The sequence below is a fragment of the Nocardia vaccinii NBRC 15922 genome (assembly GCF_001613305.1).
Taxonomy (GTDB): Bacteria; Actinomycetota; Actinomycetes; order Mycobacteriales; family Mycobacteriaceae; genus Nocardia; species Nocardia vaccinii.
Map to the genome: position 1 here is coordinate 118,750 of NZ_BDCC01000017.1, position 14,381 is coordinate 133,130.

Here is a 14,381-nt window from a genome sequence, read left to right on the forward strand (position 1 = left end):
CACCCGCCGCCGTACGCGGGCGATCGGTTCGTTCATTCACGAATCAACCGTACCGACCTGCACCGACATCCTCGGCCGTCGGCTCATTCGGCGGAGGTGTGCGGATCGGCGCGGCCGGACAGCAGGATGCGCACCGCCTCGGCATCGATATCGCCCTGCAGCTCCGCATCGGTCATGTCCTCCAGCCCTGCCGCACCCCGCAGGAACGACCCGAACAGTTGCCAGCCCAGCGACAACGCCGCCACATGAGCCACGGCCAGCGACGCATCGTGATCCGACCCGTGGAACGGCCGCGCCCGCTCGATCAGTCGCGAGATCACCGGGAAGTCGCGCTGCATACGGGCGACGGGGTAGCCGTCCAGGATGCTGCGGGCCAGCACGGTCAGATGCCGGCGCAGCGCGACATCCAGCGGAGAGCGATCACCGGGACCCGAACGTTCCAGTGCCGCAAGCGATTCAGCGGCCAGCTCGTCCAGCACCCGGGCCACCAGCTGATCCTTGGCCCCGAAGTGCCGGAACACCAGGCCGTGATTGACCCCGGCCCGCTCGGCGATATCGCGGATGGAGGTCGCGGCCGGGCCGCGCTCGGCGAACAGCTCGGCGGCGTGCGTCAGCACCGCGGCCACGACCGCATCCCGCCCGACCGGAGTCTCACCGGGTCCGGGCGTACCGGTTGCGCGATCTGTAGTCATGCGACTACATTAACGCATGGAACGCCTGTAGTCGTACGACTACACTCGACCGGACCCAAGGAGCCGACATGACCGAAGCACCCGCCGTCGCCGAACCCGAACCCACCGTGCGCCCGTTCCCGCTGCCGGGATATCCCCTGCTGGTCGGACCGTTCACCCATCTGACCGCCGAACATCGGCGCCTGTCCGCGCTGCGCTGGCAGCATTTCGACGCCCAACTCGTCGGCACCACGCTCGGCGGCCGGATCAGCGGGATCGATCTGCGCGAACCGCTGGCGGAGGAGGTCGTCGCCGAATTGCGGCAGGCGCTGCACGAGTACAAGGTGCTGTTCTTCCGCGACCAGCCGATCACCCCGGCCCAGCACGTCGCGTTCGCCCGGGGGTTCGGCGAACTCGAGGTGCATCCGGCGCTCGGGTCCAATTCCGACCAGCCCGAACTGGTCCGATTCGCGAAGGGCGCGGACGTCGCGGGACTCGAGAACACCTGGCATCACGATGTGACCTGGCGGCCGCGGCCGTCGATGGGCGCGATCCTGCACGCGATCTCGGTGCCCGAGGTCGGCGGCGACACCCTGTTCTCGGATATGTACGCCGCGTACGCGGCGCTGGACGAGGACACCCGCGCACTCGCCGACGAGCTCACCGCGGTCCACGACTTCACCCGGGCCTTCGGCCGCGCGGCCGCACCCGGGGAACGCGAGCGCATGCGGGCCGAACATCCCAGCGTCGAACACCCCGTGGTGTGCACCCACGCGGCCACCGGCCGCCGCCATCTCTACGTCAACCGGATCTTCGTCGACCACATCGCCGGACGAACCCCCGAGGCGAGCCGCGAACTACTGGACCGGCTGTGCCGGCAGGCCGACTACCCCGAACACCAGGTTCGCCTGCACTGGGAGCCGCACACCGTCGCCTTCTGGGACAACCGGGCGGTACAGCATTACGCCACCAGCGACTACTGGCCGCAGGTCCGGGTCATGGAACGCGCGTCCATCGTCGGACCCCGCCCATCCCGCTGAGCGGGGTCTATTCTTCCCAGAATTCCTCGAGCGTGGCCGAGACGTGCTCGGCGAAATCGCCCAGGATGTCGTCGCCGGTGCACCGGGCGTCCTCGGCCAAGGCGGCCCAGCGATTGATCAGGGCCGCCGAGCGCGGAATCGACAGGCCGTGCTCGCGAGCGGCGGCGATGCGGGCGTGATCGGCGGGCAGGAACCAGTACGTGGTCAGCCACACCCAGATCAGGCGCGCCTCCAGGATCCGCTCGGCGAGTACGGCGTCGTCGGCCAGGGCGGGCCACACGCCCACCACCTCCGAACGCCACGCCTCGACCAGCTGACGGGCGCGTTCGCGGGAGAGTTCGACGTCGCACAAGCAGCCGGGGAAGGAGACCAGCGCATAGGCGATATCCAGCGTGGCGTCGCGGAATCCGCCCCACTCGTAGTCCAGGAACCGGGCACCCTCGGCGTTGAGAATGATATTGTCCGGACACAGGTCCGAGGGGCTGAAGGCACGATGACGGCCCGCGGAGAACAACCGGTTGCCCGCGACGATGCGTTCGGCGATCTCGCCGGGGACCTCGATGTTCAGCTCGCGGTGCAGCATGCGGGGCACCTCGCCGATCGCGGCCTCGGCCTGCTGGGCGATACCGTCCACCCGGTGCGCCACGTCGACGCGCCGCAACAACGCCACGAAGTCGGGCTCGCGACCGACCGTGGCCGCGTGCATGCGGCCCATCGCCTGAGCGAAGGCCATCAGCGCATTGCGGCTGGCCGGCTCGGCGCCCGAACGCAGCACCGTGGTGAGCGAGGCGTTCTCGCCCAGATCGCTCAGGATCAGCAGCCGGGCGGGCAGATCGTGGGCCAGCAGATACGCACCGGGCCGATGCCTGCTGCTGAGGGCGGTGGTGAACTGGTAGGACACCGCCTCACGAAGAAATGCCGCGTCGATGCTCGCCACGCCGGGCACGAGGCCACCGATGCGGCGATCCTGCGCCGCACCGCGGAGCTGTTTGACGATGAGCGTGCGCGGAAGTGAGAAGGCATTCTCCGCGACACGCACACGTAGTACCGTCGTCCGGCCACTGCCGCCGAGCTCTATCGGATCGCTGAGCTTCACCGGAGCACCCATTCGCTTTGTGAGCAAATGCTGTGCCGCGGACACGACTTCGGTGGCGCGTTCGGCCAATAGTGCGGTCATCGCGATCCAAGTTACTCGCTTCAGGTCACTTTCAGCGAGCGGTTCCACAACCTTTCGCGCGTCGCTCGGCGTGTCTCGATGAACTGCGGGCCGTCGGCGCGAGAGGCTGGAGGTCCGCGCACGACGTGCATCACGTACGGGATCATCCTGCCCATCAGGTATTACGACATTTCGGACAGGAATACTCTCGAGGCTGCTTGACACGACGCGGGCGGTTCCGGTTGTGTCATCGCCAACTGCTGTGCGCCACACTGAAACCCAGGCGATTCGAAAGGTCCCCACGATGACCGAGACTCCGCACCCCGCGCCCGGCACATCCGGGGACAGCGCCCGAGAGCAGTCCACACCACAGTCCGGATATCCCCAGGACGCCGGAGCGCGCTCCGGAAGATCCGCACGCCCCGGAACCCCCGCGGCCACGCCTCCGGTGACCGGCGGCCCCCCGCCCCCGCCCCCGGTCTTCGGTGCGACATCCGCGCCCACCCAGCAGCCCGCACCTCCTCCGGTACAGGGTTACGGCCAGTCTCAGCCCGGACACGGCCAGCCGACGACGGCGTCTCAACCCGGCTACTCCCCGGGCTACGACCCGAACGCCGGCCAGGGCTACGCCCCCGGCACAACACCCCATTCCGGCTGGTCGCCGACAACCGGCGCGGTACCTCCCGGAGCACCGCAGGACGCGACGCCGGGCCAGCCGCCCTACGGATTCCCCGCGCCCCCGCCCCTCGGCCTGAGTATCGGCCGCGCACTCGGATACGGCTGGGAACGCTTGCGCGCCAATCCGATTTCCTGGATCGCGATCACCCTCGTCGGCTTCGTCGCCTATCTGGCCGCGACCGTGGTGGTCCGGGTCGCGAACATCAATTCGGTGATCCCGCTGTTGCTGCTGTTCCTGATCGTGGCCGTCGTGGTCTGGCTGCTGCAGGCGGCCATGATCCGGGGCGCGCTCTACGAAACCGACGGCACCCCACCGGATTTCCAAGCGTTCTTCGGATTCGTCAACGCCGGTAACGTCCTGCTCTCGGCGCTGGCGGTATTCGCGAGCAGCCTGCTGGCGATGATCGTGGTGTCCGCGGTGTTCGCCATCGTGTCCGAGACGCTCGCGACCATCCTGGGTGTGCTCGCGGCAATCGTGGTCGGATTCCTGTGCATGTTCGCACTGCACTTCGTGATCGACCGCGACCAGAATCCGATCGCCGCGATCCGATCCAGTGTGCGGCTGGTGCTCTCGGACATCGGCAAGACGCTGCTGCTGGCGTTCGCGGTGCTGTTCCTGACCGTGGCCGCTCTGATGGTCTGCGTGATCGGCATGGTCATCGCCGGTACGGTCGGCATGGTCATCGGCGCGCTGAGCCTGCTGCTGGTCGGCCCGATCTCGGTGATGGCGCTGACCTACTCCTATCGCGCGCTGACCGACGGCCTGACCCTGGGCTGATCTGCCCACGGACACAGCGTTATTCGCCCGAGGCCCAGTAACGCCTGAACCGATCCAGCGGTCCGCGCTCGCTGCCGTGCCGGGGGCGCAACTGCAGCACGAGCCATCCGGCGACCACGATCCCGATCATGTTCACCCCGAGCTGGCCGATCGACGAGAACGCCTTGTCCCACGCGCCCACGGTCGCGGCCACCACCGCGAATCCGGCCGCCGGGATCGTCGTCACCGAGATGAAAACACCAACCAGCGCAGCCGATTTCGAGGTCACCAGCGACAACATCCCGGCCGCGCCCGCCAGTAGCGCGACCACCAGTGAGAACGGCCCCACCTGATAGATGAACTCCACGTTGTGAATTCGGTCGACGCTGTCCAGGGTCAGCCAGCCGAACTGCTCCCACACCAGCGTGGCCGCCCAGGTGATCACCATGGCAACGGAGAATCCGGCGATCAGGGCCAGCGCCGAGCGGCGCGCCAACGCGAAATCCTTGCGCACCAACGACACCGCGAGCGCGGCCAGCGGCCCGAATTCGGGCCCCACCACCATCGCGCCGACGATCGTCACCGGCGAATCGGTGGCGATGCCGACCGCGGCCAGCAGGCATGCGATGGTGATGAACGCCAGGAACGCCGGACTCAGCGCCGACTCGCTCCTGGTCTCGGCCAGCAGCGCCTCCCAGACGACCGCAACCGACGGATCACCCGGCGCCTCGGCGACCGCCCGATCCGCCGAATCCGATCGCGCCGTATCGATCGGCCCGAGCACGATCCCGCCCTCGCGGCCGATGCCCAGCGCCTCGAGGGCCTCGACCACGTCGTCGACCGACTCACGCGCGACATCGGCCTCGAGCACATCCCCGGGCGGCTCGACCGCGGCACCGCGCTGCACCGTGATCAGCGTCGCGCCCGGCTCGGCGCGCAGCGCGGCGAGCGCACTCTCGGTCTTCCCCGACGGGCAGATCACCCGGACGTGCAGCACGTTCTCCTGCCTCCGCTTCGTCTCGCACCGGCAGGGCCCCGAGATGCGTTGCCGGACAACCGAACCCGGACCGATCACGCCGATCCGGGCCCACCGTGAGTTACTTCTTCCCGGCGGCCTTCTCGTCCCGGCCGACGGGGTTGCCGTTCTCGTCGAGGACGACGTCCAACCCCGCCTCCTTGCGCTGCTGCCGGGTGATCGGCGTGGGCGCTTCGGTCAGCGGGTCCACCCCACCGCCGGACTTCGGGAACGCGATGACCTCGCGGATCGAATCCACCCCGGCCAGCAGTGCGGTGATGCGGTCCCAGCCGAAGGCGATGCCGCCGTGCGGCGGAGCCCCGTAGGAGAAGGCGTCCAGCAGAAAGCCGAACTTCTCCTGTGCCTCCTCGTGGCTGATGCCCATCACCTCGAACACTCGCTCCTGCACGTCACGGCGGTGGATGCGGATGGAACCGCCGCCGATCTCGTTGCCGTTGCAGACGATGTCGTAGGCGTAGGCCAGGGCCGCACCCGGATCGGTGTCGAAGGTGTCCAGGGATTCGGGCTTGGGTGAGGTGAACGCGTGATGTACCGCCGTCCACGCCGAATATCCCAGGGCCACATCGCCACTCGCGGCGGCATCGGCGGCCGGTTCGAACAGCGGCGCGTCCACGATCCAGACGAACGCCCAAGCATTCTCGTCGATCAGATCGCACTTGCGCGCGATCTCGGCACGGGCGGCGCCCAGCAGCGCCCGCTGCGCCTTGGTCTCCCCGGCGGCGAAGAACACGCAGTCCCCCGGTTCCGCGCCGACGTGTTTGGCCAGGCCCTCGCGCTCGGAATCGCTGAGGTTCTTGGCCACCGGCCCGCCCAGCGTGCCGTCCTCGTTGACCAGGATGTACGCCAGGCCCTTCGCGCCACGCTGCTTGGCCCACTCCTGCCAGGCGTCCAGCTGACGCCGCGGCTGACTCGCACCGCCGGGCATCACGACCGCGCCGACGTACGGCGCCTGGAACACCCGGAACGGCGTCTGCGCGAAGTATTCGGCGCATTCGGTGATTTCGACGCCGAACCGCAGATCCGGCTTGTCGGTACCGAATCGGCGCATCGCCTCGGCGTAGGTCATGTGCTGGATCGGTGTGGGGATCTCATGGCCCACGAGTTTCCACAGCGCGCTGAGCACATCCTCGGCCAGCAGGATGACATCCTCCTGGCTCACGAAGCTCATCTCGATATCGAGCTGGGTGAATTCGGGCTGCCGGTCGGCGCGGAAGTCCTCGTCGCGATAGCAGCGCGCGATCTGGTAGTACCGCTCGATACCCGATACCATCAGCAACTGCTTGAACAGTTGCGGGCTCTGCGGCAGCGCGTAGAACTTACCGGGCTGCAGCCGCGCCGGGACCAGGAAGTCGCGTGCGCCCTCGGGCGTGGAACGGGTCATGGTCGGGGTTTCGACCTCGACGAACGCATGTTCGGCCAGGACCGCGCGAGCAGCGGCGTTGACCTGGGACCGCAGCCGGATGGCGTGCGCCGGGCCCTCCCGGCGCAGGTCCAGGTAGCGGTACTTCAGCCGTGCCTCTTCGCCGGGTTGCTCGTCGAGCTGGAACGGCAGCGGCGCGGCCTCGTTGAGAACGACGAGTTCGCCGACGTTCACCTCGACCGAACCGGTCGGCAGATTCGGATTCTCACTGCCCTCGGGTCGCGGCTCGACTACGCCGGTCACCTGGACGCAGTACTCCGCACGCAACCGGTGCGCCTGTTCGGCGGGAACACCCTCACGGAACACCACCTGCGACACACCCGACGCATCGCGCAGATCGATGAAGATCACGCCACCGTGGTCTCGACGGCGAGCCACCCAACCGGTGAGGGTCACGGTCAGACCGGCGTGTTCGCTTCGCAGCGAACCTGCCAAGTGGGTGCGCAGCACGGTATTCCTTTCGACGGGTCGGTGCACCGGCTCGGTGAGCTGATGCGCTCCCATCCTAGAGAGAGGCGTTCACCGGTCGGAAACCGATATCCGCCACGCCCGTGTCAAGCTGTAGTCCGCACGCGGCCCGGGCCGACCGGATCGCGTGGCGGCACAGCGAACCAACGGGCGAAGGGGCCACGGATGACCTTCAACGAGGGCATGCAGATCGATCCGGATCGGGTCTCCTCGGGCGGCGGCCCGGGAATGGGCGGCAAGATCGCGCTCGGCGGCGCCGGCGGTCTGATCGTGCTGGTCCTGGCGCTGGTGTTCGGTGGAGATCCGGGATCTCTGCTGCGCGAGGTGACCGGCGGCACAACCGCCCAGTCCGGAACGGCCAAGACACCCGCCCACTGCAAGACCGGCGCGGATGCGAACAAGTACGTCGACTGCCGGGTGGTGCTGACGGCACAGAGCTTGGATTCGGTGTGGGGCGCCGAACTTTCCCGGCAGACTCGTCGCTCGTACACCGCGCCGAAGGTGCGACTGTTCACCGGCGCGGTGTCCACCGGCGGCTGCGGCCGGGCCACCAGCGCGGTCGGGCCGTTCTACTGCCCCGCCGACCGCACCGCGTATTTCGACACCAGTTTCTTCCAGGAACTGGTCGACAAATTCGGTTCCAGCGGCGGACCGCTGGCGCAGGAATACGTCGTCGCGCACGAGGTCGGCCACCACATCCAGAATCTGCTCGGTGATTCCGGCCGCGCCGCGAAGTCCGCACAGGGCGCCACCTCCGGATCGGTGCGGCTCGAATTGCAGGCGGACTGCTATGCCGGGGTCTGGGCCTCCTACGCCGATAAGCTCCCCGCACCCGGCAGTAATCAGCCGTTCCTGAAACCACTGTCGGACAAGGATATTCAGGACGCACTCTCGGCCGCCTCGTCGGTCGGCGACGACCGGATCCAGAAGGCCGCCACCGGCCGGACCAATCCCGAATCCTGGACGCACGGTTCCTCCGCCGAGCGTCAGAAGTGGTTCCTCACCGGATATCGCAACGGCCAGGTGAAGGCGTGCGATACGTTCTCGGCCACCGACCTGGACAATCCTCCCGCGCTGCGTTGACCCGCTAGGGCCCCGCTCACGCGGCCACCGGATACCGGACGAATCGCCGGTTTGTCCGGTTCCGGTCACGTCGTATGCGACGCAGGGCGCGCCGCACACATTTCGCCGCATGCGCGGTCCACAATCGCGGGCGCGGCACCGTGCCGCCCGGGAGAAGGGACGGTCTATGCAGTCGTTCGGGGTGAGGGAACGATTCGGGTCCGTACAGCTCCTCGCGGCAGGATCGGCGCTGGTGCTGACCCTGCGCGGCGGCGTACTCGTGGCAGTGCAGTCGCCGACCTCCGGCACGCCGGATATGAGCCGGGCGCCGACTTCGGCCTCCCCCGGGGATTGGGCCACCCACATACCCGCGTCCACACCGCCGGTCGTGCCGCGGCCGACCAAACCGCAACCACCGTCCCCGGCGCCGACCTCACCTGCGGCCGCGCTCGTCTCGGCCCGGCACTCACATCGGCCATGAGTTCGGGCGGTGAGCGTCGAGGATCACGACGACTCACCACCCGAAACGGATGCGGCGGACTCAGCCGACCGTCCAGGTCTCCTTGCCGGTGAGCAGCCGCTGTAGTGAATCCGCCTGCACCGGTTGACGTTCCCGTGCGATCTCGGTCTGCTCGCGAACGCCGTCGTCGTAGGTGGGCCTGGAGACGCTGCGGAAAATACCGACCGGGACGTGCGAGAGGTCCTGCTCGGACAGGCGCGAGAGCGCGTACGCGTACCCCGGATCGTCGCGGTAGGCGTCGTGCACGACGATCTCGGATTCGGCGACCGTATCCGTGGCCACCACGTCGAGGCCGAAACCGCGCTGCACCACGGCGAATTCGCCTTCGGCGCCGAAGCGCAGCGGCAGGCCGTGACGCAGCCGGATCAAATGGGATTCGGCGTTGTCCTTGCGCAGCACGTCGAACGAGCCGTCGTTGAATATCGGGCAATCCTGCAGGATCTCCACGAAGGAGGTGCCGCGATGCTCCGCGGCCGCGCGCAGCACCTCGGTCAGCCCGGCGCGATCCGAATCCAGCGCCCGCGCGGCGAAAGTGGCCTCCGCGCCCAGCGCCACCGACAGCGTGTTGAACGGGTGGTCCACCGAGCCCATCGGCGTCGACTTGGTGACCTTGCCAGGTTCCGAGGTCGGCGAGTACTGCCCCTTGGTGAGGCCGTAGATCCGGTTGTTGAACAGCAGGATCGTCATGTTCACATTGCGCCGCAGCGCGTGGATGAGGTGATTGCCGCCGATCGAGAGCGCGTCGCCGTCACCGGTCACCACCCACACCGACAGATCCGGACGGGTCACCGCCAGACCGGTCGCGATCGCGGGTGCGCGGCCGTGGATCGAGTGGATCCCGTAGGCGTCCAGGTAGTACGGGAAACGGCTCGAGCAGCCGATACCCGAGACGAACATCATGTTCTCCCGGCGCAGCCCAAGATCGGCCAGAAAGCTGCGCACGGTCGCCAGGATGACGTAGTCACCGCAGCCCGGACACCAGCGCACCTCCTGATCGGAGGTGTAATCCTTGACCTTCTGCGGCCCCGGCGCGCCCGGTACGCCGGACAGACCGGTCAGGCCGAGATCGGCGCCGACGAGCGAGGTCTCCACGATCGTCATCACTTACCCCCTACGGTGCGGTAGGTCGCCCTCGCGCGTGCGGCGAAGACCTTGTCGTTCTCGAGTTCTGCCAGTGAGCCGTCCAGTGCCGCGTCGATCACGCCGACCAGTTCCTGCGCCGAGAACGCGGTACCGGCGACCTTGGTCCAGGGCTGCACGTCCACCAGATACCGGCCGCGCAGCAGCATGGCCAGTTGACCGCCGTTCATCTCCGGCGCCACCACGGTGCGGTAGCGGCGCAATATCTCGCCGGTGTTGGCGGGCAGCGGATTCAGATTTCGCAGATGCGCCTGCGCCACGGGGACCCCGCGCCGCCGCGCCCGGCGGCAGGCCTCACCGATCGGCCCGTAGGAACTGCCCCAGCCGATCATCAGCAGTTCGGCATTACCGCTGGGATCGTCGACCTCCAGGTCCGGCACCTCGATGCCATCGATCTTCGCCTGACGCAGCCGGACCATCAGGTCGTGGTTCGCCGGATCGTAGGAGATGTTGCCGGTGCCGTCGGCCTTCTCCAGCCCGCCGATGCGGTGGGCGCGGCCGAGCGTGCCCGGCACCGCGAGCGACCGGGCCAAAGTCTCCGGATCGCGCGCATAAGGCTGGTACGGATCCGAATCGCCCTCGGCCGCGCCGGGCTCGAAGCCGGGGTCGATCCGTTCCAGCTCCGTGACCTGCGGAATCGCCCAGGGTTCCGAACCGTTGGCGATCGAACCGTCCGAGAGCAGCAGCACCGGCGTGCGATAGGTCAGCGCGATGCGCGCGGCCTCCACCGCGGCCGCGAAGCAGTCGGCCGGCGAGCGCGGGGCGACCACCGCGACCGGCGATTCACCGTTGCGGCCGTACAGCGCCTGCAGCAGGTCGGCCTGTTCGGTCTTGGTCGGCAGGCCGGTCGACGGGCCGCCGCGCTGCACGTCGACGATCAGCAGCGGCAACTCGGTCATCACGGCCAAGCCGATGGTCTCGCTCTTGAGCGCCAGACCCGGACCCGACGTGCTGGTCACGCCGAGCGCTCCGCCCAGCGAGGCGCCCAGTGCCGCACCGATTCCGGCGATCTCGTCCTCCGCCTGGAAGGTGGTGACGCCGAAGTTCTTGTGCTTGCTCAGTTCGTGCAGGATGTCCGAGGCTGGGGTGATCGGATAGGTGCCCAGGAAGACCGGCAGCCCCGAGAGCTGCCCGGCCGCGACGATGCCGTACGCCAGGGCGGTGTTGCCGGTGATCTGCCGATAGGTGCCCGCGGGCAGCACCGCCGGGGCGACCTCGTAGGTGGTGGCGAACGCCTCGGTGGTCTCGCCGTAGTTCCAGCCCGCCCGGAAGGCGAGGATGTTCGCCTCGGCGATATCCGGTTTTGCGGCGAACTTCTCGCGCATGAACTGCTCGGTACCGCCGATCGGCCGCCCGTACATCCAGGACAGCAGGCCCAGGGCGAACATGTTCTTCGCCCGCTGGCCGTCCTTCTTGCCGACGCCGGTCGACTCGGTCGCCCCCAAGGTCAAGGAGGTCATCGGCACCCGGTGCACGACGAAATCGGACAGCGAATCGTCGGTGAGCGGATCGGCCGCATATCCGACCTTGGTCAGCGTGCGCTTGGTGAACTCGTCGGTGTTGACGATGATCGTCGCCCCGCGCGGCAGATCCTCCAGATTCGCCTTCAGCGCCGCCGGATTCATCGCCACCAGCACATCGGGCTGATCACCGGCGGTGAGGATGTCGTAATCGGCGATCTGGATCTGGAACGAGGAGACGCCGGGCAGCGTGCCCTGGGGTGCGCGGATCTCGGCGGGGAAGTTCGGCTGCGTGGCGAGGTCGTTGCCGAATGCGGCGGCCTCGTGCGTGAAACGGTCACCGGTCAGCTGCATACCGTCACCGGAGTCGCCGGCGAATCGGATGACGACCTTTTCCAATTTCTCTGCGACGCCACCGCTTCCGGCCGCGTCCGCGCGACCGGCTTGCGAGGCGGCGCCGCCGGGAGAATCAGAGCCCTGGGCAACCATGCGCGTGTATCACTTCCTCGTCGATGAGTACCACATGCCAAGTTACTCCGCCGCTCTCGGACATGCCCGAGTCGCAAGCGGTTCAACAGATTTCGCGTCGTACCGATTCCGGCAGCGTCGCGGTCGCACCCTCGGCGCCGAGATGTGCCGCGGCACGAAACACCGCCCCGATATTCGCCTCCTCTGCTCACCCGCACCCGCGCCCGTCCTGGCTCCGGGGCGGGCCGTCGCTAGGAGAACAAGGCCAACTGCGCGGCCGGTTGCGCGGCCCGCGGCGACCTGACCTCTGTCTCCGCCGACGCGTCGCGGTCCAAACCGTGCCGCGACAGCAGCGGATCGAGCCGGCCGCGCAGCCACGCGGAGTACTCCGGTGTGACGTACGCCCCACGACCGTACAACTGCCTATATCTCCGCAACAGCGCCGGGTGGTGCTCGGCGAGCCATTGCAGGAACCAGGCGCGGGTGCGACCGCGCAGATGCATCGGAAAGGCGACCGCGCTCGCCGCACCCGCCTCGGCGATCGCGGCGAACAGCTCGTCCAGGTGGGCGGCACTGTCGGTGAGACAGGGAATCACCGGCGCCACCATGACGTTCACCGCGAAACCCGCGTCCGCGAGTGTGCGGACCAGCTCCAGACGCGCCCGCGGGGACGGCGTCCCCGGCTCCAGACCGCGATGCAGTTCCGGGTCCAGGATCGCGATCGACAGAGCCAGCCGCACCGGCACCTCCCGGGCGGCGAGCGTCAGCAGCGGCAGATCGCGCCGCAGCAGGGTGCCCTTGGTGAGGATGGAGAACGGCGTGCCCGAATCGGCCAGTGCACCGATGATGCCCGGCATCAGCCGGTATCTGCCCTCGGCGCGCTGGTACGGATCGGTATTGGTGCCGAGCGCGACCGGTTCGCGCCGCCACGAGCGCCGGTTCACCTCCCGGCGCAGCACCGCGGCGACATTCGTCTTGACCACGATCTGACTGTCGAAATCCCGGCCCGCGTCCAGATCCAGATATTCGTGCGTGCTTCGCGCGAAGCAGTACCGGCACGCGTGCGAGCACCCGCGCATGGGATTGATGGTCCAGCCGAACGGCAGCGAGGAACTTTCCGGAACGCGGTTGAGCGCGCTCTTGCACAGCACCTCGTGGAAGGTCACGCCCTCGAATTCCGGGGTCTGCACCGTGCGTACGAGACCCGCCCGGTCGAGTCCCGGGAGGGCGCCGTCCTCGGCATCCAGGGTCTGGCTTCGCCACCGCACCCTCCCAGTCGAACATCAGTTCTAATATCTGTCAAGCAACGCAGCGCGACCGCGACTCGAGCGGCTCCCCCTTGTAGAAGGCAACCAGATCGCGCACGGTGTCCTCGGTCGGCCGGGGCCGGTAGCCGAGCTCGTCCTCGGCCTTCGAACCGTCCACGACCGGCGCGGAGATGAGCGCGCCCATGGCGGCCTTGGACACCCGGTCGCTGCCGAACAACTTCGCGATCGGTTCCAGCACGGGCAGGGCGGCCGAGATGACCTTGGTCGGGATCGCGAACCGCGGGCCGCGCTTGCCGTTCACCGCCGCGGCGAGTCGGGTCACCTCGAGCATCGAGCACATCGCACCGGCGAGCAGGTAGTTCTCCCCGGTGCACCCCTTCTCCCCCGCGAGGATCAGGCCGAGCGCGACGTCGCGCACGTCGACCAGGTCGAAGCCGCCGGCGATCATGACCGGCACCCGGCCGCGCGCGGCGTCCCACAGCGTGGTGTTGATCCGCGAGTCCGAATGATCGATCGGCCCGTACACGCCGGTCGGGTTGCAGATCACCGCGTCCAGCCCCTGATCGATGACCTTGCGCAACTCGACCTCGCCCTGGAATTTGGACCGGTCGTAGACGGGTAGGCTGGGATCGGTCGAGCGCGGCGCGCGCTCATCGATCCGGCCACCGCAGTTGTACTGGTTGAACGCGTGGATGGAACTCGTGTGCACCATGCGCCGCACACCCGCCGCGAGCGCGGCCTCGGCGACCACGCGCACACCCTCGGTATTGATCCGCCAGGCCAGATCGTGGCGGTGTTCGAGGGTGATCATGGCAACCAAGTGGTAGACGACCTCCGCACCCTCGAGCGCGGTGCGCATCGACTCCGGATCCAGCACATCGCCGCTGACCCAGGTCACCTCGGGGCCGGACGCGACGGCGGGCCCGACCCGATCGATGGCGGTCACGTCGTGACCGCGCTCCACCAGTGCGTGGAGCAGGTTGGTGCCAAGGAACCCGGCTGCGCCGGTGACTGCGACCTTCATGAGAACGAGAATATAGAACCCGTTCTAATTTGCAACAAGTTCTAGTTTCGTCCTATTCCGTTTCGTCCGAATCGTCGGCGGATCGGACGAAATCCGCCTGCACCGAGCCGCTCGGAGTCGAAACGTGTCGGGCAGGTCCGCTATATTGAGGCCCTGTACCGTCACCGGTCGCGCCGGTGACGGCGCACGGGATCGGACACCCGCGCGGTGTCC

Annotated in this window: 11 protein-coding genes; 3 read left to right on the top strand and 8 right to left on the bottom strand. The window is 68.1% G+C overall.

Annotated features, from left to right (window positions below):
- Window positions 1-83: 83 nt before the first annotated feature.
- Window positions 84-692: a TetR/AcrR family transcriptional regulator gene (locus tag NV1_RS12905; RefSeq protein ID WP_067890042.1), complete on the bottom strand. Its 609-nt coding sequence runs from the start codon at window positions 690-692 to the stop codon at window positions 84-86.
- A 68-nt stretch (window positions 693-760) separates the two neighbouring features.
- Between NV1_RS12905 and NV1_RS12910 the strand changes: the two genes are divergently transcribed.
- Window positions 761-1,711, top strand: coding sequence for a TauD/TfdA dioxygenase family protein (locus tag NV1_RS12910; protein WP_067890045.1), 951 nt, complete (start codon window positions 761-763; stop codon window positions 1,709-1,711).
- A gap of 7 nt (window positions 1,712-1,718) precedes the next feature.
- Here NV1_RS12910 and NV1_RS12915 read toward each other — a convergent pair whose 3' ends face one another.
- Window positions 1,719-2,888, bottom strand: coding sequence for a phosphotransferase family protein (locus NV1_RS12915; RefSeq protein WP_067890541.1), 1,170 nt, complete (start codon window positions 2,886-2,888; stop codon window positions 1,719-1,721).
- A gap of 283 nt (window positions 2,889-3,171) precedes the next feature.
- Between NV1_RS12915 and NV1_RS12920 the strand changes: the two genes are divergently transcribed.
- Window positions 3,172-4,323 carry a DUF2189 domain-containing protein gene (locus NV1_RS12920; RefSeq protein ID WP_157116865.1) on the top strand — a complete coding sequence of 384 codons (1,152 nt, stop codon included), beginning with the start codon at window positions 3,172-3,174 and terminating at the stop codon, window positions 4,321-4,323.
- Window positions 4,324-4,342: 19 nt separating this feature from the next.
- Here the strand turns inward: NV1_RS12920 and NV1_RS12925 are convergent, their stop codons facing one another.
- Together NV1_RS12925 and aspS are read right to left on the bottom strand one after the other, a co-directional pair.
- Window positions 4,343-5,299 carry a DUF389 domain-containing protein gene (locus NV1_RS12925; protein WP_067890544.1) on the bottom strand — a complete coding sequence of 319 codons (957 nt, stop codon included), beginning with the start codon at window positions 5,297-5,299 and terminating at the stop codon, window positions 4,343-4,345.
- A 100-nt stretch (window positions 5,300-5,399) separates the two neighbouring features.
- Window positions 5,400-7,208 carry an aspartate--tRNA ligase gene (gene aspS / locus NV1_RS12930; RefSeq protein WP_067890545.1) on the bottom strand — a complete coding sequence of 603 codons (1,809 nt, stop codon included), beginning with the start codon at window positions 7,206-7,208 and terminating at the stop codon, window positions 5,400-5,402.
- A 183-nt stretch (window positions 7,209-7,391) separates the two neighbouring features.
- Here aspS and ypfJ point away from each other — a divergent pair, with 183 nt between their 5' ends.
- On the top strand, window positions 7,392-8,309 hold the full coding sequence (ypfJ, locus tag NV1_RS12935) for a KPN_02809 family neutral zinc metallopeptidase (RefSeq protein ID WP_067890048.1): 918 nt from the start codon (window positions 7,392-7,394) through the stop codon (window positions 8,307-8,309).
- A gap of 520 nt (window positions 8,310-8,829) precedes the next feature.
- On the opposite strand, the gene NV1_RS12940 is transcribed toward ypfJ, so the two are convergent.
- The 4 genes from NV1_RS12940 to NV1_RS12955 all read right to left on the bottom strand — a co-directional run bounded on the left by NV1_RS12940 (window position 8,830) and on the right by NV1_RS12955 (window position 14,168).
- Window positions 8,830-9,909, bottom strand: coding sequence for a 2-oxoacid:ferredoxin oxidoreductase subunit beta (locus NV1_RS12940; protein ID WP_067890051.1), 1,080 nt, complete (start codon window positions 9,907-9,909; stop codon window positions 8,830-8,832).
- Entirely contained in the window at window positions 9,909-11,897 is a 1,989-nt protein-coding gene (locus tag NV1_RS12945) for a 2-oxoacid:acceptor oxidoreductase subunit alpha (RefSeq protein ID WP_084525333.1), read from the bottom strand. Before NV1_RS12945 ends, NV1_RS12940 begins: the two co-directional genes overlap by 1 nt.
- 230 nt (window positions 11,898-12,127) lie before the next feature.
- Complete coding sequence (locus NV1_RS12950; RefSeq protein ID WP_067890054.1) at window positions 12,128-13,144, bottom strand: Rv2578c family radical SAM protein; 1,017 nt, start codon at window positions 13,142-13,144, stop codon at window positions 12,128-12,130.
- A gap of 31 nt (window positions 13,145-13,175) precedes the next feature.
- The gene (locus NV1_RS12955; RefSeq protein WP_067890057.1) at window positions 13,176-14,168 is read right to left on the bottom strand and encodes an NAD-dependent epimerase/dehydratase family protein; all 993 of its coding nucleotides are present in this window, start codon (window positions 14,166-14,168) and stop codon (window positions 13,176-13,178) included.
- Between the last annotated feature and the right edge of the window lie 213 nt (window positions 14,169-14,381).